Below are 21,230 nucleotides of genomic sequence, written 5' to 3'. Positions count from 1 at the left end.
GGCCGCCGGCTCTTGACCCTCACGCGGCGTGAGGCCGCATAGTCGGAGCCGTGGAAGATCACTGGACCGTGGGACGCGTGGCCGAGCTGGCCGAGGTGAGCGTCCGCACGCTGCATCACTACGACGACATCGGACTCGTCCGGCCCTCGGCGCGGACCCCGGCCGGCTACCGGGCCTACTCGGCGGGCGACGTGGAGCGGCTCCGGGAGGTGCTGGCCTACCGCCGGCTCGGCTTCGGGCTGCGGGAGGTCGCGGAACTGGTCGGCGATCCGCCCACCGACGCGGTCGCCCGGCTGCGCCGGCTGCGCGGCCTGCTCCTGGAGCGGCGTGAGCGCGCCGACGCCATGGTGGCGGCCATCGACAGGGAAATCGCGGCACGGGCGAGAGGGCTGAAGGTGACACCGGAGGAGCAACTGGGAATGCTCGGCGCCCGGCTGTACGACGCGATCGGCGGCGCCTACCCCGCGACACGGCGTACCGACCCACGGATCGCCGCGCAGATCTGGGCCGCGCTCGGGGACGCGCGGACCGTGCTGAACGTCGGGGCCGGCACCGGCTCCTACGAGCCCTCCGATCGCGAGGTGACCGCGGTGGAGCCGTCGGCGGTCATGCGGGGGCAGCGGCCTGCCGGGGCCGCGCCGTGCGTGGCCGCCGCCGCGGAGAACCTGCCGTTCGAGGACCGGTCCTTCGACGTCGCGATGGCCGTCTCCACCGTTCACCACTGGGGGGACCCGGCAGCAGGGCTGCGCGAGATGCGCCGAGTGGCCCGCCGCGTCGTGGTGCTCACCTTCGACACCGACGAGCCCGGATGGCAGGACCGGTTCTGGCTCACCCGCGACTACCTGCCCGAATTCGCCGACGTCCTCGGGGAGTTTCCCTCCCTTGCCGCGATGGCCGACGCGATCGGAGCCCGCACCGAGCCGGTACCCGTCCCGTGGGACTGCGCCGACGGCCTGTTCGAGGCGTACTGGCGCCGCCCGGGGGCGTACCTGGAGGACCACGTGCGCCGTGCGATGTCGGTGTGGACGAGGGTCGGCCCCGAGGCCGAACAGCGGGCGGTACGGAGCCTCGGCGACGACCTCGACTCGGGCCGGTGGGCCGAGCGCAACGGCGGCCTCGCCGCCCTCGACGCGGCAGACCTCGGCCTGCGCCTTCTCGTCGCCTGAGCCACCCCGCAGCCGAGTCCCGCGTCAGTGCCGGTCGGGGAGGTGCCAGCGGTGCGGGGCGACGAGCGCGTCGATGCTGTCGGGCCCCCAGGACCCGGGGGCGTACGGCTCCACGGGAGGAGGTGCGTCCAGGAGCGGGGCGGAGATCTCCCACAGGCGTTCGATGCCGTCGGACCGGGTGAAGAAGGACTGGTCGCCGAGCATGGCCTCCAGGAGGAGGTGCTCGTAACCCTCCAGGGAGTTGTCGGCGGTGAAGGAGCTCTGGTAGCCGAAGACCAGATCGGCCTCGGCCAACCGCATCGAGGGGCCCGGCTCCTTGACGAGGAACCGGGCGGTGATGGAGCCGGGATCGGCGAAGTCGATGACGACTTCGTTGCCGCGGCCGTCGACCGCCGCACGCGCGTTCAGCGGGAACATCCCGAGGACCGGCTCGCGCAGACCCAGGGTGACGACGTGCCGGCCCTCGGCCAGGGCCTTGCCCGAGCGCAGGAGGAAGGGGACCCCGGCCCAGCGCCAGTTGTCGATCTCGACGCGCAGGGCGGCGAAGGTCTCCGTGTCCGAGGCGGCATCGACCCCGGGCTCGGCGCGGTAGCCCGTGTACTGTCCGCGGACGACGTGCGCGGGATCCAGCGGCCGCATGCTGCGGAAGACCTTCACCTGCTCGTCCCGGAGCGACTGCGCGTCGAGGACGACCGGCGGTTCCATGGCGACGAATCCGAGCAGCTGGAAGAGATGGGTGACGATCATGTCGCGGAAGGTTCCGGTGCCCTCGAAGAAGTGCGCACGGCCCTGGATGTCGATCTGCTCGGGCACGTCGATCTGCACATGGCTGATGTGCTCGCGGTTCCAAAGGGGTTCGAAAAGGCCGTTCGCGAAGCGGAGGGCGAGGATGTTGTCCACCGCCTCCTTGCCGAGGAAGTGGTCGATACGGAACACCCGGGACTCGTCGAACACGGCGTGGACGGCCGCGTTGAGTGCGCGGGCGGAAGCGAGGTCGGTGCCGAAGGGCTTCTCGACGATGACGCGGGCGTCCCGGGCCAGGCCCGTGGCGCCGAGGAGCTCGACCATCGAGGTGAACGCGACGGGCGGGACGGCGAGGTGGAACAGCCGACGAGGAGTGCCACCGACGGCCTGCTCGGCCGCGCGTACCGCTTCCACCAGGGGCTCCGGAGCCTGCGCGTCGGCCGAGCCGAAGGACAGGGCGGATTCGAACTCCTGCCATACGGGGCCCTCGGGGCGCGAGCGGCCGAACTCCGTCACGGCCTGTCGCGCGTGGGCGCGGAACTCCTGGTCGCTCAGGGCCTCGGCGGCCGGGGCGGAGCCGACGATGCGGTAGCGCCGCGGCATCAGCCCCGCCTTGGCGAGATGGAACAGGCCCGGCAGCAGCTTGCGCCGGGCCAGGTCTCCCGTGGCGCCGAAGAGGACGATGACGTGGTCGGCCGGGCTCGACTCGGGGGCTGAGGCCATGCGCCGCACTTCCGTTCCGGGCGGTCGCATCGCCCTGAGCACCCACTGTGCGTGGTCACCACGGATCCGGCACCCGGGATTCCACCACCCGGGTCATGGCACGCCCCGTCCGTTTCGCTGACGGCCGGGTGTCACCCTCGGTACTAGTGTCAGGTCGTGGGAGAGCCTCTGGAGCAGGTCGAAGGCGCGGGACCGTTCGTCACCCGGCGCACCTGGCGCCGCCCCGAAGGGGAGACGGTGGTCTGGGACTCGCGGCCGGCGAGAAAGCGCGGCACGCTGTCGGTCCGGAGCCCGGGGGACACCGCCGACCGGGTCTCGACCGCCGATCCCGCGGCGCTGCGCCGTCTGCGCAGGCTCAACGCCGTCGCATCCGGTGCGTTCGTCATCGGAGGAGCGCTGTTCGCCGTCGGCGCCGCGGTCTCGCAGTTCGGTTCGGGTGATCCGCTCGTCAGCGCGTGGGTGTACCTCGTCGGGGGAGTGTTCTTCAGCACCGGGGGCTACGTCTCCATCCTGCAGGTGCTGAACGCGCCCCGTCACACCCCGGACGGCGGCTCCCTGGTCACGGCCGGCTGGCGCTGGTGGGGATACGAGCCGATGAGGGTGGACTGGCTGAGCATGTTCGTCCTGTTCACGGGGACGCTAGTGTTCGGCGTCAACCTGCTGGACTCCTTCCTGGAGGGCCTCACCGTCCGGCAGGTGAACCGGCTGATCTGGACCCCTGACGTGATCGGGTGCGTGCTGTTCCTCGTGTCGGGGCACCTCGGGTTCGCCGAGATCTGCCATCGGCCCTGGCCGTGCGTCCGCTCCCGCAGCCTCGGATGGTGGGTCGTGGCCGTGAACCAGCTCGGCTCGATCCTGTTCATGGTGTCGGCTCTGGCCGCCTACACCCGCCCCGCCACCGGAAGCCTGGTCAACGTCGGCATCGCCAACTGGGCGACCCTGACAGGTGCGCTGTGCTTCTCGGTCGGCGGAGTGCTCCAGCTCTTCGAACGCCCGTAGGCGGCCCGTCCGGTCGTGCGCCTACTGCGGATCCTGCCTCCCCGCACCGCGCCGTCGCACGACGGCGTCGACAGGTCGCGGGCGAGCGCGTAGATCCGGTACCGGGCTGGCAGTGACTCGGCCCGCGCCGACATCGCTTTCCCGGCCGCGGCAGGGTGCCGTTCCCGCGGTCTTGTCGGAAGATCACAAGTTCCGCGATGGCCGGTCGGCTCCGGGCTACGCTCCCCGCTCCGGGGGTCCGCGGTACCTGCGCCATACGGGCAACCACGCTGAACGCCCGGGCCTGCCCCGCCCCCGCACTCCCTCTGATGGAAAGCCCTGCTCTGTTGACCCTGGCAGAACCCCCGACCACGGCCCGGCCGCTCGCCACATACGGCGTCGTACTGGGCAGCCGACACGTTGTCCGCCTGCTCGGCGGCACTCTGATCGGGCGCCTGCCCAACTCCATGGTTCCGGTGGGGCTCGTCCTGTGGATCACCGGCGGCGGGGGGACCCTGGCCTTCGCCGGAACGCTCGCCGCTCTCTACGGACTGGCTTCCGCGCTGTCCCAGCCGGTCAAAGGCAGGCTGATGGACCGTTACGGTCAAACCCGGGTGTCGACACCCGCGGTGCTGCTCAACGCCGGCTGCCTGGCAGCGCTCCCCTTGATCCGGGCGTGCGGGCACCCCGCGGCGGTGACCGGGGTGGTCGGGCTCGCGGGTCTGGTCACACCTCCGCTTGAGGCAGGGCTTCGGGCACTTTGGCCGACAGTCCTGCCCGACTTCGGGCGGCGCCGAGTCGTCCAAGCCCTCGACACCGGCTCGCAGGGACTCCTTTACATCGCCGGCCCCCTGCTCGCCTCGTGGCTGGCAACCACGCACGGGCCCGACACCGCCCTGGCCGCGACCGCCGCCCTCGGGCTGGTGGGCACGGCGGTCGTCCTGACCGCCGCACCATCGCAGGCCTGGCGCCCTGCCTCCGGCGTGACGGAAAGAGGACGGCTGATGAGCGTCGGCCTGGTCCTGCTGCTCACCGCGATGGCGGGAACGGGGTTCGCGTTCGGAGCGATGAACGTGTGGGCCGCAGGCATGGCCGCCACCCACGGGCAGGCCATGCTCTGCGGACTGCTGCCTGCCGTGTTCTCCACCGGCAGCTTCCTGGGAAGCCTGATCTACGCCCGCCGGGCCTGGCCCGGCACAACCAAATCCCAGCTCATCACCACCAGCGCCCTGTTCCTCCTCGGCTGGTCGCCCCTGCTGGCCCAGCCCGATCCCCGCACAGCCCTCGCCCTCGCGGCAATCCCGGGGCTGTTCTTCACCCTGATCATCACCAACGGCTTCCACACCGTGGACGCGCTCGCCTCCGTCTCCCGTACCACCGAGGGGTACTCCTGGCTGATCCTGTCGGTCGGCACCGGGCAGGCGGCCGGAACCGCGTTCGCCGCAACCCTCGCCGCCCACCCCGATGTGCTCGCGGCGCTCCCCACCGGCGGCGCCGCCACCGCGCTGACGATCCTCGTCCTCGCCCGCCGCAAGCTCGGCCCGGGCCGACGCCTCGGCCGCCACCGGCGTACCCGACAAGAAGGACATCCTCGCCGAACGCCGCCACCGACTCGATGGCGAGCAGTGGGGACGCGCTCGCTGCTCTCGGCGTCGACCGGCTGTGAAAGGGCGCTGCGCGCCCTGGCCGGTCACGCTCGGGGGAATCGGCGTCGCCGCAGGCGAGGGCCGCTGGACCACCCGGCGGCCCGGTTACCGTACCGAGCACATGGCCTTCTCTGATGGGCCCCGCGGTCTCGGTGGGGAGGGATCGGGCGGGTCCCCACCGAGCCGGGTGGCGCTCTACGCCTCAGGCGCGCACGCGTACGCGTGCACTCGCCGTCAGCAGGGCTTTACGTAGCCGACCCAGTCCCAGGGCGCGTTCGGGTCACCGACGGGGCCGCCGGGGGAGGTCCAGCCGAGGTTGCCGTCGTGGCCGTAGAACTTCACGTGATAGTTGGAGGGCTGGTTGTTGTACCAGGATCCGGTGCCGGTGTACCCGATGGAGACCTTGTAGCAGTCGTACAGCCCCCACATCCTGCCTTCGTAGTTGGGCTGGGGGTACAGGCACACCCAGCCCCGCTTGCAGGGATCGGCGAACGCCCCCGCGGCATCCTGGGCGTTCAGGTCCCGGGCACGCTTCTCGCCGGGGAGGGGCAGGACCAGGACGCCCTTGCCGTCGAGATCGATCTTGTTTGCGGCCACTTGCCGGCCGCCGGCGGTGGCCAGTTCGGTGTCGATCCGGCGCTGGAGTTCCGCCGCCCGGCTGTCGTCCAGACCCGCGGCCCGGGCCTGTGCCGAGAAGTCGGCGTGTGCGCGGTCGCTCGTGGCGGAGGCGGAGGCGGGAGCTGCGGAACGGATGCTCGCGTCGGCCGGGCCCGCGAGGGCCACTGCGCCGAGGAGCGCCATACCCACCGCCGTCAGGCGTGTGTGGAACGAGGACACGAAGTCTCCCATCGTCGTCGGGGCGAGGCGGCGCCCCGACGGCACCGCTCTCGCCACGAAGACTCACGCCGGGCGGGGTTTGGCCGCCCGGGCCCGATGGCGTTCACGCAGTTCGCATGCGGTGCGGTCGGCGGACAACGCGGTTGTCCGCCGGACAACGCGCTCAGCCTGACGCGGCGATGGAGCCGGCCGAGAGGCCCAGCGATGTCCATTGCGTACCGCTTCCCGTCCAGCGGGAGACCTCAAGCCGGCTGTCTACGCGGTAGACCGAGGAGCCCACGGCGAGGCTGACGCCCGCGGTACCGATGGGGCTCCACGCACCCGGCGCCCCGTCGTATTTGAGGATCTGCCCGGTGGCGGCGTCGACGGCGAAGAGGCCGGCGCTGCCCGCGTACAGGTTCCGGGCCGGACCGCCGATCGGGCGCCAGTTGCTGCCCTTGGCGTTGGCCTGCCAGATCTCCTTGCCGTCGGGGGAGATCCGGGCGACGTAATCGGGGCCGACGGCGAAGTCGGCGCCGGGTCCGCCTGCCTCCAGCCATGTGTAGCCGTACCCGGCGTAGCGGAACAGGCCGCCCGTCTCCGGGTTGGTGGCGAAGAGCCCGGCGCCGCCCGCGTACAGCCGGGTGGCCGCGCCGCCGATGGGGATCCACTCCGCTCCCAGGCCGGTCCACCGCATCACCGCGTTCCGCTGCTCGGTGATCGCGTAGAGGCCCTCGCCCGCCACGACGAACTGCTCGCCGGGGGCTCCGATCTGGGACCAGGAGCTGGAAGCCTCGTCGTGCTTGAAGATGCGGCCGTCACCGGGGCTGGTGGTGAAGACCCCGGCGGGCCCGGCGTAGACCTGGTCGGCCGCGGGGCCGATCACCTTCCAGGCGCTGTCGCGGGCGGTCCACCGCAGGACGCTGCGGTGGTCCGGCGAGACGGCGTAGGCGCTGCCCGGGGACTGCTGCGGGGGCGGGGACGGAGGTGCGGTGGGACCCGGGGTGGGGCCCGCGGTGGAGGGCGAAGGCTGTGGCGCCGGTAAAGGCGGGCCCGACGGTACGGGCGAGGCAGTGCCGGTCGTTGTCGGGGACGGGGACGGGGACGGCGTGGGGGACGCGGACGGGGCCGGGGCGGCGCGCGGGGCCAAGGGGCGGGAGTGGGGCCGCGCCTGCGTCGCGCCGTTTGCGGCCACGGTGCGCTGCCGTCCGACGAGGACCCCGGCGAGGGCTGCCGCCGCGATGACGGCGAGGACGGTGCAGGCCGCCAGGGCCGCGAGCAGGGACCGGCCGGTCCGCGGGCGCGGCGGCGGACCGGGGAGCGGGGCCCGGGCCGGGACCGCGGGAAGCCTGTCGAGCCGTTCGAGAACGACCCCCTGGACGGTACCGGAGTGCTCCCGGCCGGCCCGCGTGCGCTCCCAGAGCCAGTGCGCGTCCTCGCACTGCTGCTCCACGAGGCTGTGCAGCCGGGCCAGTTCGACGGACAGGGCCCGGTCCGCCGTGGCCGCGGGCAGGGCGTCGCCCCCGCCGTCGGCCCGCGGCGGCTGGTCCGGAGCCGCGAGGGCCGGGAGCCGGAGGCCCCGACGGGCGGCATCGCCGTGGGAGCGGGCCTCGGCGACCGCCTGCCGTACGGCTTCTTCGGCCTCCCGGGCAGCGATCAGCTGGTCGAGCGCCTGGTCCGGCCGGAGCCGCAGGGGCACGGAGGCCGCAGCAGCGGAGTCCGTACGGGCGGGGGGCTCCGCACCGTCGTCCTCCGGCGGGTCAGGCGGGTCCGGCGGGGCGACTTTGGCTTGTTCCTGGAGCATCGTCATCAGCACCAGCAGCCCCTCTACGAGTTGCCCCGATGCGGCGAGGTCGTCCTGTGCCCGGCGAAGCGCGTCCTCAAGCCCGGGCGGCACCGTGGCCGCCGCCTGCGCCGTGAGCGCCTGACCGTGCAGCTGCCGGGCCCGGGCCAGGAGCTCCCGCCTGAGGCGGGGATCACGGACGCGGTCCCCGACCACGATGCCGAGGCGCCCCAGCGGGATCACCTGGGCGCCGGACCGGTATTCGCTCCAGGCCGTCTTGCCGCCCCCGAAGCGCTGGGCGAGTTCCCTCACCGTCATGCCCCGTGTCACGTCCCGCAGCAGCCCGGCCAACTCGTTGGCCGCCTGCGAGCGACCCCTTGGAGCCCCTTGTGGACGCCCTGTCTTCGCCATGTCCGTTCGCCCCCCATGCTCTCGGCGGGCACAGGCAACCGGGTGAGATTGACCATGTCCATCACAAGGCGACGCCCTTGTCCGGATCCCCCTCCCGCGTCCGCCGCTCGCCGTGCCGCGCGGACACCGCGGAAACCCAGTGCACGGGATCAGGCCCCAGCCCCGCACACGTCCCGTGAATTCCGGGCGGTCGATTGTCAGTGGCAGGTGAAAGGATCACGAGATGCCTCTGCCTCAGCCCGATGATCTGACCTCACTGGTCCTGCGCACCGACTTCGGTGACGAGGGAGCCTGGGATGCGGTCAAAGCCGCACTCGACGCGGCCGGCGAGTACCGCCATGCCACGTATGTGAGCCAGCTTCGCTTCGCGGGTGTGGGGGTCCAGACCTTGTTGGCCGAAGAGGATGCAGCGGATGAAGACGACCAGATCGTCTACATGTTTCTCGCGGACGCGGTCACGATGAACGATCCCGCTCACCCACTGCTGGCCGTGGACCTCTCGGACGAGCCCGGGCGGACGTTCAGGGTCACCGCTCGATGGTTTCCTGACATCTCAGCCAACCTCAGCATCGCCAACATGGACTTTGCGGACTTCGCCGACGCCGCTGACGGATCAGGGACCTTCCGCGGCTTTGACGAGGGCTGACGTCTTCTCGTTGCTCTGCTCACGCTTCACTCACCTCGACGTCGGTGAAGTTCGAGGGACGTGGACGCAGAACAAGGAAGGCATCGATGACACCGCTGGACCTGTTGGTCAAGCAGCATGTGGCCCCAGTGATGAAAGCGGCTGGCTTCAAGAAGTCCGGCCGCACCTTCCGCCTGACCGCGAGTAACGGTGACCAAGCCGTTCTTGGGTTCGCCCGTCACAACATAGACCCTGATGCGGCCGTCTTCGAGGTCGGCTACCGCATCGTGCCGGCGCCGTACTGGGAGTGGATTGACCGGCACTCGGCCATCGGCAGCGCACGAGCCCCCATCGCCTTCGGCCCCGCAGTGCTCGTCGGCAGCGTGATCCCGCCGACTCAAGCAGCGCATGCTCCGGACCCCGCGATGTCGTTTCGTGAGCGCTGGGCCCTGCGTGAGGACAACCGCCTCGCCTGCGGCGAGGCCCTGGCGACGGTCCTGCATGAGGAAGCCGTCCCGCAGATCGTCCATCTTCTCGATCGCGGCAATCTCCTGCAGGAGTGCCGCCACCCGGCCCTGCCGGTCGTGCGACTCGTGCCGCTCACGAGAGTGGAGATCCTCCTTCGAGTTGATGACGCTCCGTATGAGGAGATCGAATCTCTCCTGGCCGACGTGCAGTTGGCCAGCCCGCACGACGACTTCATCACCTGGACGCGCCAACGGCTGACAGCAAGAAATGCTGTACAACCAGCGGCCACGCGCTCATGAGCGGCTCCTGCGCAGACTTCGCAGAAAGTGCGCAGGTCACCCATCGAGTCTCCGCTTTCCCGAGACGTGTCAGCCTGATGGGCAGGCATGCCCGTCGGATTCTCCGGACAGGTAGGACGCCCGTTCGTCTGCGGCCAGATCGCGACGGACGGCCTGGCAGATCTTCCGGATCGCTGCATCGGGATCGGGAAGCGCCGCGTTCCACAGCCGCGCGGTGGTGTCCCCGCTGCCACTGGCGAGGGTATGCCCGTCGGGGCTGAACGTCAGAGACGTCACCGCATTGGTGTGGCCGGTGAGGGTGGCGCGGGTCTTTCCGGTACGTACGTCCCACAGCCGAACCGTGAAGTCGTTGCTGCCAGAGGCGACGGTGCGCCCGTCGCGGCTGAAGGCCACGGAATCGACCTTGGCGGTGTGACCCGTCAGGGGAGCCCTTGCCTTGCCGGTGGCGACGTTCCACAGGCGTACGGTCTTGTCGGAGCTGCCGGTGGCGAGGGTGTTCCCGTCGGGGCTGAACGCCACGGATGTCACCCTGTCCGTATGGCCGGTCAGGGGAGCCCGGGCTGTTCGGGCAGCGACGTCCCACAGCCAGACCGTCTTGTCATCGGCGGCGGCGGCGATGGTTCGGCCGTCGGGACTGAACACCACGGACCACAAACCGCCGGTGGCATCCGGCAGAGTGGCGCGGAGCTTTCCGGTGGCTGCGTCCCACAGTCGCACTTTCATGTCGCCGCCGGCGGTGGCGAGGGTGTTCCCGTCAGGGCTGAACGCCACGGACAGAACTGTGTTGGGGTGACCGGTGAGTTTCGCCCGCATTTTTCCGGTGGTCAGGTCCCACAGCCGTGCCGTGTTGTCGATGCTTCCGCTGGCGAGGGTGCGCTTGTCGCGGCTGAACGCCACAGATGTCACCTGGTCGGTGTGGCCGGTCAGCGGGGCCCGGGGTTTCCCGGTGTCCACGTCCCACAGCCGTACGGTCTTGTCCGCGCCGCCGGTGGCGAGCGTGTCCCCATTGGGACTGAACGCCACGGACATGATCGGATCACTGTGACCGCTGAGGGGAGCGCGGGCAGCTCCGCTGGTGAGGTCCCACAACCGCACCGTCGCGTCCACGCTGCCGGTGGCGAGGCCGCTCCCGTCGGGGCTGAACGCCACCGACGTCACGGGCTCGGTGTGACCGCTGAGAACGGCACGGGCCTTTCCCGTGTTCGCGTCCCACAACCGGGCCGTCTTGTCCTCGCCCGCCGTGGCGAGCGTGCTGCCGTCGGGGCTGAAGGCCACCGAGAACACACGGAGGAGTTGGTCGGGCAGTGGCACACGGGGCTTCGCGGTGGTCAGGTCCCACAGCTTCACTGTGTAGTCATGGCTGGCGGTGGCGAGGGTTTTGCCGTCGGGGCTGAAGGCCACCGAGAACACGGGACCGGTGTGGCCGATGAGCGGGGCGCGCTCTTCTCCCGACTGCACGTCCCACACATGCACCGTCGAGTCGGCGCTGGCGGCGGCGAAAGCGCTTCCGTCGGGGCTGAAAGCCACCGACATCACGGTGTAACCGTCGCTGACGGGGAGGGTGGAGACACCTACTTCCTTGATCACGTCCCAGAACCGCACGGTGGCGTCGTTGCTGCCGGTGGCGAGGGCGCTGCCGTCGGGGCTGAAGGCAACCGACGTCACGCCCTGGGTGTGACCGGTGAGGGTGGCGCGGGATTCCTCTGCGTCCACGTCCCAGAGCCGCACCGTCTTGTCGATGCTGCCGGTGGCGAGGGTGCGTCCGTCGGGGCTGAAGGCAACCGACGAGACCTTGTCACTGTGGCCGGGCAGTGTGGCACGGAGTTTCCCGGTGGACACGTTCCACAGCCGGACCATCGTGTCTTGGCCGGCGGTGGCGAGAGTGCGCTTGTCGGGGCTGAATGCCACGGACGCGACCTCACCCGTATGGCCCGGCAGGCGCTGCTTCAGTGGCAGGGCTGCCGCGTTTTCCAGGCTGGCGAGGGCTTCAGGGGTGTGACGGGCGCGGTAGGCGCGGATGGCGAGCAGCGAGGCGAGGTCGGGGTTCGTGTCGATGAGGGTCCCGGACTGGGTGGCGAGCTGTCGGGACAGGGCTGCCTGCCGCTCGTCGACGGCTGTTCGCCACTGCCAAACTACGCCGGCCGCGGCGAGGAGTGCGAGGACGAGGAGGGACGCGAGGATGGCGATGAGGCGCCTGCTGCGTCGGATGGCGGCCTGCTGGCGCTGCTCGCTGGCGTTGAGGAAGGCTCTGATGTCGCCTGGCAGGCGCCATTCGCGTGACCAGTCGAGCCCCGCGGCGAGCGCTGCTCCGCTCAGGAGCTCTCCCGGGTCGGATGTCGCCGCCCAGAGGGCTCGCCGCTCACGGGTCCGGTTGAACCATTCATGGAAGAGACGATCCTGGGCGACCCATTCGCGCAGCGTGCCCCACTCACGGATGAGCGCGTCGTGGACCAGTTCGGCCACCGGCTCGCCCGGAGGGGCATCAGGCCCTTCACGAGGGCGCGGCATCTGCGTGGTGATGATGCGATGGAGGGTCAGGACGCCGATGACGTCGTCGACGTGCCCGTCGGCCGTGTCGTCGGGGTCGGCCGCCAGGTCGCGCAGCTCGTCAAGGGGAAGCTGGGCACGTACGGCAGGTACGTTGCGGCCGGGATCCTCCGGATGCACCAAAGAGGTCAGGATGCGCCGGGCGATCGGGTGTTGCTCGGAGGGCAGCCGGCTGAGGGTGTTGTCGCACCATGTGGTCAGGCTCCCGCTGACCGCTCCGATGCGCCGGTAGGCCTCGTGCGTGAGGTAGCCGTCCTCTCGCCGGGACCACAGTTGGCTGAGTGCCAGCTCCAGCAGGGGCAGTACCGTGACGGGGGCCTGGCGGGCCATGTCCGGGGTCACGGCCAGCACATCCGTGACGATCTGCTCCACCAGACCCGGCTGGAAACGGAGTCCCACGTCCTGGGCGGGCAGGGTGATGATGTCGGACAGGTCCTGCTGGCTCAGGGTGCCCGGCACATTCAGGAGACCTGGCATCGCGGTGTCCAGAAGCTGGGGGGCCAGAGCCGCCAGCTGTGGGTAGAAGTCGTCCCGCATGATCAGGATCACGCTCAGCCCGACCGGGGAGCCGACGGCCGCGGTGATCTGTTCCAAGGAGGCCAGGCCGTCCTGCCGTTGGCCGTGGCCGGGCTGGGTGAACAGCTCTTCGAACTGGTCGATGACCAGGAGAACACGCTCGTAACCGTCCTCCGCCGAGAGCCGACGGCCGGCAGCGGCGGCGATGCCCTGCGTGACCGCCCCGGGGAGTCCGGCGCGCTCGATCTCCGCCAACAGGTTCTGCCGGGGCCTCGCGATGACGGGCAGCCAGCGGTCGCTGCCGGGCAGCTCACCAGCGGCCAGCGCCTGCAGGACGCCTGCCTGGACCAAGGACGACTTGCCCGAACCGGAGGGTCCGAGCAGCAGTGTCAGCCGCCGTTGACCGGCCAGGTTCGCAACCACCTGCCGCACCGCGTCTTTGCGGCCCTGGAACCATCGGGCGTGTTCTGCGGTGAAGGGCTGCAGTTCCCGATAAGGGCACACCTCTTGCACCGCGAGGTCCGGCACGATCTCCCGCAGCGTCTGCGTAGCAGTGACGTACGCGACCCCTTGCCCCCGTCGGAGGCCGTCGGGGGCGGTGATCTCTGCGAGCATGCCGACAACCAGACCGGTCTCCTCATCCAGGACCGGCGCGCCGCTGAAGCCGGTGGTGAGATCGTTGGCGCCGGTCAACTGCAGATGGATGCCCCGCTGGGGGGAGGGAGGCAGCAGATCCCCGGCTTCACCGAAGCCGAGATGACCCGTCTGCGGGGCCTGCGCGGGGAACCCGTACGAGCGCACCTTGTGGCCGCTGCAGCCGGCCGCAGAGCCCAGCGGCAACGGCTTCAGACTGGGAGGGGTGCTGCTCAGGCGGACGACCGCCACGTCTTCGTCCTCCGAGGCACGCCACATCTCTGTCAGGACCAGCCCGTCCACCCGGGGAGCATCCTCCAGGTGGGGAAAGCGCAGCCGTACCGGTGTACCGGGCCCCCCTCCGGCAAGCTCGACGACGTGGGCGCAGGTGACAAGCAGTCCGTCGGCCACCAGGAAGCCGGCCCCGGCGACCTCTTCGTCCGGTCCGAGGACCTGTGCCACGGAAGCGGGCAGGCTTCCCGCCGTAGCCCCGTCGGGTGTCTTCGCGGTGCCGGTCATCGGATCACACCTGCTGGTTCCTTGGCCGGAATCCAGCCCCCGCCGTCCCACAGAAGTCGGGTCACCGGTGCCAAGGCGGCCTCCTTCTGTGTGCTGCGATGCTGCCTTCGTCCCGCAGATGCCGACAGTCGGTGTGTGCAGGGTCCCGTTCTGCGCAGGCACCCCGTCCAGCGTCGTCAACAGCGGACGCCGCCGCATCCTCGGGTAGGCCGCATGCGTGAGCGGTTCCGCCGGTCCGGCGGACGACGCGCCGTGAGACGGGGGACCGGGTGAGCCCGAGGCGTTCGGCGAAGTCCTGCCGTCGGATGCGGAGGAGGCCGCCTTCGTTCTGGCACCAGGTGCGGTAGCCGCAGTAAAGGTGGCCTGTTCGGCCCGGTGGCCGGCGTGGAAGGTGCAGCGTTCTTCGAAGAAGCGGCCGGTGTGGTCATCGGCTGTGTTCAGCTCCAGCGGTGACGTCCTGGACGACGGCATGCCCCGGCACTCCACCCTCCTGCTCGACTACCCGCAGGACGAGGGTGCCCGGCGAGCTTCGTGTGGGCGGGCACGCGGCCCCCGGGCGCGCGCCCCCGGGCACGCGGCCTTCCCCGGGCACGCCGTGTTCTCGTCCCCGCAGGCTTGATCAAGCCATCCGTTCGTCACCTGAACAGCGCAGCAGGACCTAGAGTGTGCCCGTGACCGAGCACAATCCCGAACTCATCGCCGGCCGGTACCAGCTGGTCGAACGCATCGGCCAAGGCGGCATGGGCCGGGTCTGGCGAGGCGTCGACCAGCAGCTTTTCGGGCGTGAGGTCGCCGTCAAGGAGATCCTCTTCCCGCCTGGCCTGGAAGACGCCGACCGCGCCGCGCTGCTCCGGCGATTCACGGGTGAGGCGCGCGCGGCGGTCACTCTCAGCCATCCCGGAATCATCACCATCCATGACGTCGTCGAGCATCGCGGCGCCCCCGTCATCGTCATGGAGCTGGTCCGCGGGCAGTCCCTGGCCGCCACCATCCGCAGCCGGGGCCGACTGCCCGTGCAACGGGTGGCCGAAATCGGCGCCGCTGTGCTCGGAGCGCTCGCCGAGGCGCACGGGGCGCGGATCATCCACCGCGACATCAAGCCGGACAACGTGCTCCTGACCAAGGACCGCGTCGTCCTCACCGACTTCGGCATCGCCCACCTCGCGGACGCCACGACCAAGCTGAGCCACAGCGGGACGGTCATCGGCACGCCGCAGTACATGCCGCCGGAGCAGTTGGAGGGCAAGCGTCCGACCCCCGCCAACGACCTGTGGGCGCTCGGTGCAACCCTCTACCACGCCGTCGAGGGGTGCCCGCCATTCGACGTGGAGGGGCTCCACGCCCTCGCCGTGGCCGTGTTCACCCGCCCGCACCGGCAGCCCCTCCACGCCGGCCCGCTGGCGCCTGTGCTGGACGCGCTCCTCACCAAGGACCCGGCACAGCGCGTGGGCGCCGCAGAAGCGTCCGAGATGCTGGCGTCGGTGCTGCGGTCCTTCCCGCCCCACACCGATGTGCCCACCGGGCATGGGCCCGGCCAGGAGCCCGCGCCCGAACCCGAGCCCACGCCCGATCCGAGGGCTACCCCCGTACCGGACGCGGCGGCGGAGCATCCTTCCACTCCGGCCGTGCCGGAGCAGGCGCCGTCGACGACGCCGTCACCGCGGACCGCCACAGTCGTGGACTCCGGGTCCGCCGCCGGTACACAGCCGCGCCCCGTGCCGGACCGGCCGAGCGGCCCGCCCGCGCCCGTACCCCCGGCCGAGGCACCGGTCATTCTCGGGGCGGCGGCCGAGACGGAGCACGGCGGGCGGAAGTCCGCCCGGCGGCGGGGCCTCACCCGGCGCTCAGCGATCCTGAGCGCGGCGCTGGCCGCGCTCGCCACGGGCTCCGCCTTGACCTGGACCCTCACGTACGGCGATGACGCGCACCGCGGCGGCAGGGCGGCCGGCAGCGGCTCGGAGGCTTCCTCCGTCACGGTGGTGATCGGTGTGGACGCACCGCTCAGCGGCGGACTGTCCACGATGGGGATCGGTATCAGGAACTCCGCCGACCTGGCAGCCAGGACGGCCAACGAAACCCGGCACGTCCCCGGTGTGAACTTCGAGATCAAGGCCCTGGACGACGAGGCCGACCCCGCCAACGGCGAGTCCAACGCCGCCCGGTTCGTGTCCGACGAGAAGGTGCTGGGTGTCGTCGGACCCCTCAACTCCGGCGTGGCCCGGACCATGGTGGCACCGCTCGCGCGGGCGGAGCTGGTCAACGTATCGCCGGGCAACACCGACCCCGTACTGACGCTGGGCCCCGACTGGGCCGCAGGCAGCGCGTCCCGTCCGTACTCCACCTACTTCCGCACCATTGCCACGGACGTCGACCAGGGGCCGTTCGCCGCCCGGTACCTGCACGGCGACGCGAAGAAGACCAAGCTCTACGTGATCGACGACGCCAGCGCCCACGGCACCACCCTGACCTCCGGATTCACGGCCGAATTCACCAAGCTCGGCGGGACCGTCGTCGGTACCGAGCAGGTCGATCCCGCGGAACGCGCCTTCGCGGGCCTCGCCGCGAGGGTGCGGTCCTCCGGCGCCGACGCCGTCTACTTCGCCGGCTTCTACGACACGGCGGCGCCGCTCTCCCAGCAGCTCAAGCAGGCAGGCGTGAACGTCCCCCTGATGGGTGGCGACGGCATTTTCGACCAGCAGTACCTCACGGCGAACCCGAACGCCACCGGCGACCTCGCGACCAACATCGGGGTCCCCGCCGAGGAGTCGGCCGCAGGACAGGACTTCCTTGCCCGGTACCGCAAGACGGGGTACCCGGAGCCGGCCGGCTGGTACGGCCCCTACGCCTACGACGCGACCTGGACCGTCATCGAGGCGGTGAAGGCCGTCGTGGCGGCCAACGGCGGCACCCTCCCACGCGACGCCCGGGCGAAACTGCGGCAGGCCGTGGCGCGGACGGCCTTCGACGGTGTCACGGGCCGCGTCGCCTTCGACGGGAACGGCGACACGCTCAACCGCCGGCTGACGGTGTACAAGGCGAACGACGGCAGCTGGGCGACAGTGACGAGCCGACCCGCCGCCCGCTGAGACGGCCAGGGCGATGTGGCCTCACCCAGCAGGAGCTGCCGAACACCTCTTCGCCTGACGGCCGTTCGTCCGCGGTCAGACCCCGGCTGCCGTCACACATCGCCGGTCACCGCCCCCGTCGACAGCATTCGGCCCGGCTCCGGCCGGCCGCCGCCCCCGGACCACGGCCCCCGTGAACCCCGGCCGGATGCCTGCGGGCCGCCCGGTTGCTGAAGCGCCGGGTCCGTGCGGATCGTGTCGCCGAGGGGGCTTCGGCTGTCGGTGCTGAGGCCCCCTGCGGACGGGCGGTCACCTGTCGACGGCGTCGGTCACCCGAGTCCATTCGTCCAGGTCTGCGGTACGGGCCTCCAGGGCGGTGCGCATGCCCGTGGCACTGGAGGTGCCGAGGGCCAGGCGCAGCGGGGGGTTGGGGCTGTCGACCGTCATGCGGATGCCTTCGGCGATCCGGGCCGCGGAGGAGAACGCGGATGCGGGCAGTTCTCCGATGCCCTTCTGGACCTCGCGGACGGTCTGGTCGTAGTCGTCGAGGCCGGCCGCGACATCGAGGTTGGACAAGAAGGGCGTGGCGGTCAGTCCGGGCTGGATGATCGTGACCTTGATGCCGAGCGGTGCGACTTCGGCCGCCAGTGCGTCCGACAGCCCCTCGAGTGCGTACTTCGTCGCGGCCAGCAGTCCCACGCCGGGGTGGGCGGACTGCCCGTAGACCGAGGAGCCCTGGAGGACGTGTCCGGATCGCTGGGAGCGGAGTACTGGCAGCGTCGCGCGGAGCACGTTGAGCGCTCCGAAGACGTTGGTGTCGAACACGGCGCGGACTTGTGTGTCGGAGGCTTCCTCGACGGCTCCGAAGAGTCCGTAGCCGGCGTTGTTGGCCACGACGTCGATGCGGCCGAACCGCGAGAGCGTGCGCTCCACCGCTGCCCGGACGGCCTGCTCGTCACCCACGTCTGCCCGGATGAGGAGCAGGCGATCGCCGTGCGCTTCGGTCAGGTCGTCCAATGAAGCCGTGTTGCGGGCGATCGCCGAGACGGCTTCGCCCTTCTTCAGTGCCTGGAGGGTCAGTTCGCGGCCGATGCCGGAGGTCGCGCCGGTGATGAGCCATGTGCGGGGGCTGGCCTGCTGGTTCGAATTTCCGTTCATGTTGCGACCGTAAGGCGTTAACTCGTAACGAGTCAAGCGTGTGGCCGCTGGGCGTTGCCCGTTAGGCGACTTAGCGCCTCGTTGGCTGGTGTAGGGTGGAGCGATGAGCAGTGCTTCAGGCGGATCCGCGAAACCCAGGCCGCACGCCGCCATGCCGGTGGTGGAAACCGTGCTCGCGTTCGTGAACACGCGCGCGGACGGAGGCGGCCGGCAGGAGCTGTTCGGGGACGGGCACTCATTCGAGGCGTGGCTCACGGAGCACGACGAGTTCGGCGGCGGCCATACGGTGGCGACCGATGCCGATGCCGCGGCCGCACGCGAGCTGCGTGACGCCCTGGTCACCCTGCTGCTCGCGCACTCGGGCGACGAAGAGAGCCTGGGCGAGCCGCTCCAACACGCCGAGCAGCACCTGCGGCGCGCAGGTGCGCTCTACCCGCTGGCGACGGTGGTCACGGCCGGCGGTGTCGAACTGGCGTCGCCGCAGGCAGGCGTGCCGCGCGTGTTCGGGACGGTACTGGCCGCGGTGACGACCTTCGCGCAGACCGGCGACTGGGGGCGCATCAAGGCGTGCCGCAACCCCCCGTGCCATTTCGGCTTCTTCGACCGCACGCGCAATGGGGCAGGCCTCTACTGCAGTACCGGCTGCGGCTCCCAGGTGTCCATGCGCAACTACCGGCAGCGGCAGCGCCGGGAGAGTGAGTCCCCACCCGAGGCGTGACGCCGTAGCTCCACGGGTGGCCCCCCTCGAAGCCGAGGCCATGGTTTCCTGCGCGGGCCGGCGAGGAACAGGGGCCGACTGCGAGCCCCTGCGCCGATCAACGCGATGCGTCGTCGAGGCCACCCCTTTCCGGGCTCATACCCTCGCCTCGGTGGGGCCGTTGCCCCGCCGAAGCGGCGAACTAGGGTGAGCCCATGGATCTACAGGGCGACCTCATAAACCACCCACACGACGCGTACGGGCACCTGCGTGACACTGCGCCGGTCCAGCGCATCGCAGGGCCCACAGGCGAACCGGCATGGCTCGTCACCCGGTACGACGACGTGCGCTCAGCCCTCGCGGATCCACGGCTCTCCCTCGACAAGACCAACGCCGCGGAGGGCTCCTACCGCGGCCTGGCCCTGCCGCCTGCCCTGGACGCCAACCTCCTGAACATGGACCCTCCCGACCACACCCGCATGCGCAAGCTCGTCAGCCGCGCCTTCACGCCCCGCCGAGTGGACGCGCTGCGCGCCCCGATCCGCCGGACCGCGGACGGACTGCTGGACGTGCTCGGCACGGAGGGCCGAACCGACCTCATCGCCGCATACGCGGCCCCGCTGCCGATCACCGTCATCTGCGACCTCCTCGGCATCCCGGACGGCCACCGCACGGACTTCCGCGCTTGGACCAACGAGCTCATCGCACCGGACCCCAGCCGTCCACAGGCCGCCAAGCACGCGATCGGCGCCATGCTCGCCTTCTTCACCGAGCTCATCGCGCACAAGCGCCGGCACCCTGCCGACGACCTGCTCTCCGACCTGATCGAGGTACGCGACAGCGACGGCGACCGGCTCAGCGAGGACGAACTGACGTCGCTCGCCTTCCTCATCCTCGGCGCCGGATACGAGAACACCGTCCAGCTCATCGGCAATGCCGTACACGCACTCCTGAGCCATCCCGAGCATCTGGCACGCCTCCGTACGGACCCGTCGAAGCTCCCCGAGGCAGTCGAGGAACTGGCGCGCTACGAGGGACCGGCGCTTCTGGCGATCCGCCGCTTCCCCACCGAGGACGTGGCTATCGGAGACGTCACGATCCCTGCCGGGGAGACCGTCCTGCTGTCGCTGTCCGCGGCCAACCGTGATCCCGCCCGCTTCTCCCACCCCGAGCTGCTCGACGTCGACCGCGACGCCTCCGGGCACCTGGCACTGGGCCACGGCATCCACTACTGCCTGGGCGCACCGCTGGCCCGGGCCGAGGTCGAGATTGCGCTGGCCGCACTCCTTGAGCGGTTCAGCAGCCTGACTCTGGCCGAGCCCGCGCCCCGGTGGCGACCGTCCCTGCGTGCCCGTGGCCTCCTCGAACTGCCAGTGGAGTACAAGGCCGCGGCGCGGCCACGCGCGTAAGAACGGCACGTTGCTGCCAGCCGGGGGCGACGAGATGGACTGACCGGCTGGGAGGTGAGCGTGGACTCGACTGCCCGCCAAGACCCACCCGACGGTCGAGCAGGCTCAGAAGCCGATGCCACTCGTGACCACGGCCCGGCCCGAGCAGGAACCGCTCACCCCGTCCGCCCGTCTTGTCCACGGGGTTGCCAGAGACTCAACACCCCTTACGCTCTTCACCACCGAGGTCCGAGGAGATCCATGGTCGACACCGTCAACTCGCTGGCCGCCCGTGTTCACGAACTACTGGTGGAGGTCATGACCCATGGTCCCGCCGCGGCGGGCACCACGGGCTTCCACGACGTCGTCGCGCGCGCCACGGCGCTCGGCCCCGACGGCGCATGGCTCGTCGCCGCCGGCCACTCGAGCCTCGGCATCCTGGCCGTCCTGCGCGGAGAGGCGAACCAGGGAATCCTCCACCTCGACGCCGCGGTGACAGCCGGTTACAACGACTGCGTGGCGCTCCACGTCGCCCCCCTGCGTCCACTGCACGACGATCCCCGCTTCCGGGCCTTGTACCAGCGGATGCGCATCACCCAGGCGGACCTCGACGAGTTCTTCTGGCTGCACCAGGAAACACAGCTCATGGTGCGGGACGCCCAGACCGCGGCCGTCGACAACATCGGCCGTCTCGACACCGGGGTGTCGCTGCTTCCGCAGGCCCCCCTGCCGACCCGGGAACCGAACACCCCCGGCGTCCTGGTCGCCCGCATCGACCTCGCGGCGACCCAGACCGCACTCCAACAGGCCGCCTTGAAGTCGGAGTTCCAGCGCAGCTCCGGCAATACCAGCCTCAGTCTCATCGACGACTCGTGGGACTACGACCGCGCCAGGCGCGACGCCTGGCACACCGACGAGCTGGATTCCCGGCGCCTGCGGGCCGCCGAGGCCCGGGCTTTCGTCGAACGCCCCGGCGCCGGCACCCTGCTCATCCCCTGCCCGCCGCTGGGCTCGATCACCTACCCGGGCTGAGCAGGACCGCAGGAAC

Annotated in this window: 15 protein-coding genes; 10 read left to right on the top strand and 5 right to left on the bottom strand. The window is 70.9% G+C overall.

Annotated elements, in window-relative coordinates:
* Window positions 1–68: 68 nt before the first annotated feature.
* A complete protein-coding gene (locus Sspor_RS02820) occupies window positions 69–1,166 on the top strand; it encodes a MerR family transcriptional regulator (RefSeq protein WP_202203445.1) in 1,098 nt (365 codons plus the stop codon).
* A 24-nt stretch (window positions 1,167–1,190) separates the two neighbouring features.
* On the opposite strand, the gene zwf is transcribed toward Sspor_RS02820, so the two are convergent.
* The gene (zwf, locus tag Sspor_RS02815) at window positions 1,191–2,633 is read right to left on the bottom strand and encodes a glucose-6-phosphate dehydrogenase (RefSeq protein WP_202197581.1); all 1,443 of its coding nucleotides are present in this window, start codon (window positions 2,631–2,633) and stop codon (window positions 1,191–1,193) included.
* 156 nt (window positions 2,634–2,789) lie between these two features.
* On the opposite strand from zwf, the gene Sspor_RS02810 reads away from it, so the two are divergent.
* Window positions 2,790–3,632, top strand: coding sequence for a hypothetical protein (locus Sspor_RS02810; RefSeq protein WP_202197580.1), 843 nt, complete (start codon window positions 2,790–2,792; stop codon window positions 3,630–3,632).
* 326 nt (window positions 3,633–3,958) lie between these two features.
* Window positions 3,959–5,392 (top strand): MFS transporter, encoded by a 1,434-nt coding sequence (locus Sspor_RS02805; protein ID WP_237403628.1) that lies wholly within the window; start codon window positions 3,959–3,961, stop codon window positions 5,390–5,392.
* A 99-nt stretch (window positions 5,393–5,491) separates the two neighbouring features.
* Here the strand turns inward: Sspor_RS02805 and Sspor_RS02800 are convergent, their stop codons facing one another.
* Window positions 5,492–6,094 carry a peptidase inhibitor family I36 protein gene (locus tag Sspor_RS02800; protein WP_202197579.1) on the bottom strand — a complete coding sequence of 201 codons (603 nt, stop codon included), beginning with the start codon at window positions 6,092–6,094 and terminating at the stop codon, window positions 5,492–5,494.
* A 163-nt stretch (window positions 6,095–6,257) separates the two neighbouring features.
* Window positions 6,258–8,174 (bottom strand): hypothetical protein, encoded by a 1,917-nt coding sequence (locus Sspor_RS02795; RefSeq protein WP_202197578.1) that lies wholly within the window; start codon window positions 8,172–8,174, stop codon window positions 6,258–6,260.
* Window positions 8,175–8,490: 316 nt separating this feature from the next.
* Here Sspor_RS02795 and Sspor_RS02790 point away from each other — a divergent pair, with 316 nt between their 5' ends.
* Window positions 8,491–8,913, top strand: a complete 423-nt coding sequence (locus tag Sspor_RS02790) for a DUF6924 domain-containing protein (RefSeq protein WP_202197577.1) — start codon at window positions 8,491–8,493, stop codon at window positions 8,911–8,913.
* An 86-nt stretch (window positions 8,914–8,999) separates the two neighbouring features.
* Window positions 9,000–9,659: a DUF4304 domain-containing protein gene (locus Sspor_RS02785; protein WP_202197576.1), complete on the top strand. Its 660-nt coding sequence runs from the start codon at window positions 9,000–9,002 to the stop codon at window positions 9,657–9,659.
* Between the two features lie 69 nt (window positions 9,660–9,728).
* Here Sspor_RS02785 and Sspor_RS02780 read toward each other — a convergent pair whose 3' ends face one another.
* Window positions 9,729–13,874: an nSTAND1 domain-containing NTPase gene (locus tag Sspor_RS02780; protein ID WP_202197575.1), complete on the bottom strand. Its 4,146-nt coding sequence runs from the start codon at window positions 13,872–13,874 to the stop codon at window positions 9,729–9,731.
* 418 nt (window positions 13,875–14,292) lie between these two features.
* Between Sspor_RS02780 and Sspor_RS02775 the strand changes: the two genes are divergently transcribed.
* Both Sspor_RS02775 and Sspor_RS02770 read left to right on the top strand, forming a co-directional pair.
* On the top strand, window positions 14,293–14,493 hold the full coding sequence (locus tag Sspor_RS02775) for a hypothetical protein (RefSeq protein WP_202197574.1): 201 nt from the start codon (window positions 14,293–14,295) through the stop codon (window positions 14,491–14,493).
* Between the two features lie 52 nt (window positions 14,494–14,545).
* Window positions 14,546–16,960 carry a bifunctional serine/threonine-protein kinase/ABC transporter substrate-binding protein gene (locus Sspor_RS02770; protein ID WP_202197573.1) on the top strand — a complete coding sequence of 805 codons (2,415 nt, stop codon included), beginning with the start codon at window positions 14,546–14,548 and terminating at the stop codon, window positions 16,958–16,960.
* 288 nt (window positions 16,961–17,248) lie between these two features.
* On the opposite strand, the gene Sspor_RS02765 is transcribed toward Sspor_RS02770, so the two are convergent.
* On the bottom strand, window positions 17,249–18,097 hold the full coding sequence (locus Sspor_RS02765; RefSeq protein WP_202197572.1) for an SDR family NAD(P)-dependent oxidoreductase: 849 nt from the start codon (window positions 18,095–18,097) through the stop codon (window positions 17,249–17,251).
* 103 nt (window positions 18,098–18,200) lie between these two features.
* Between Sspor_RS02765 and Sspor_RS02760 the strand changes: the two genes are divergently transcribed.
* The 3 genes from Sspor_RS02760 to Sspor_RS02750 all read left to right on the top strand — a co-directional run bounded on the left by Sspor_RS02760 (window position 18,201) and on the right by Sspor_RS02750 (window position 21,214).
* The gene (locus Sspor_RS02760; protein WP_202197571.1) at window positions 18,201–18,815 is read left to right on the top strand and encodes a CGNR zinc finger domain-containing protein; all 615 of its coding nucleotides are present in this window, start codon (window positions 18,201–18,203) and stop codon (window positions 18,813–18,815) included.
* Between the two features lie 194 nt (window positions 18,816–19,009).
* Complete coding sequence (locus Sspor_RS02755) at window positions 19,010–20,203, top strand: cytochrome P450 family protein (RefSeq protein ID WP_202197570.1); 1,194 nt, start codon at window positions 19,010–19,012, stop codon at window positions 20,201–20,203.
* A gap of 240 nt (window positions 20,204–20,443) precedes the next feature.
* Window positions 20,444–21,214, top strand: coding sequence for a hypothetical protein (locus Sspor_RS02750; RefSeq protein WP_202197569.1), 771 nt, complete (start codon window positions 20,444–20,446; stop codon window positions 21,212–21,214).
* Window positions 21,215–21,230 lie beyond the last annotated feature (16 nt).

Source organism: Streptomyces spororaveus, from assembly GCF_016755875.1.
GTDB classification, from domain to species: Bacteria; Actinomycetota; Actinomycetes; order Streptomycetales; family Streptomycetaceae; genus Streptomyces; species Streptomyces spororaveus.
Note: the sequence above shows the minus strand (reverse complement) of the source record. Positions and strands in the feature narration are given on the sequence as shown.

What these genes read in the sequence shown, in the direction of transcription:
- zwf (WP_202197581.1), bottom strand. Translation starts at nt 2,633, where the DNA reads ATGGCCTCAGCCCCCGAGTCGAGCCCGGCCGACCACGTCATCGTCCTC.
- Sspor_RS02795 (WP_202197578.1), bottom strand. Translation starts at nt 8,174, where the DNA reads ATGACGGTGAGGGAACTCGCCCAGCGCTTCGGGGGCGGCAAGACGGCC.
- Sspor_RS02790 (WP_202197577.1), top strand. Translation starts at nt 8,491, where the DNA reads ATGCCTCTGCCTCAGCCCGATGATCTGACCTCACTGGTCCTGCGCACC.
- Sspor_RS02785 (WP_202197576.1), top strand. Translation starts at nt 9,000, where the DNA reads ATGACACCGCTGGACCTGTTGGTCAAGCAGCATGTGGCCCCAGTGATG.
- Sspor_RS02780 (WP_202197575.1), bottom strand. Translation starts at nt 13,874, where the DNA reads ATGACCGGCACCGCGAAGACACCCGACGGGGCTACGGCGGGAAGCCTG.
- Sspor_RS02765 (WP_202197572.1), bottom strand. Translation starts at nt 18,097, where the DNA reads ATGAACGGAAATTCGAACCAGCAGGCCAGCCCCCGCACATGGCTCATC.
- Sspor_RS02760 (WP_202197571.1), top strand. Translation starts at nt 18,201, where the DNA reads ATGAGCAGTGCTTCAGGCGGATCCGCGAAACCCAGGCCGCACGCCGCC.
- Sspor_RS02755 (WP_202197570.1), top strand. Translation starts at nt 19,010, where the DNA reads ATGGATCTACAGGGCGACCTCATAAACCACCCACACGACGCGTACGGG.
- Sspor_RS02750 (WP_202197569.1), top strand. Translation starts at nt 20,444, where the DNA reads ATGGTCGACACCGTCAACTCGCTGGCCGCCCGTGTTCACGAACTACTG.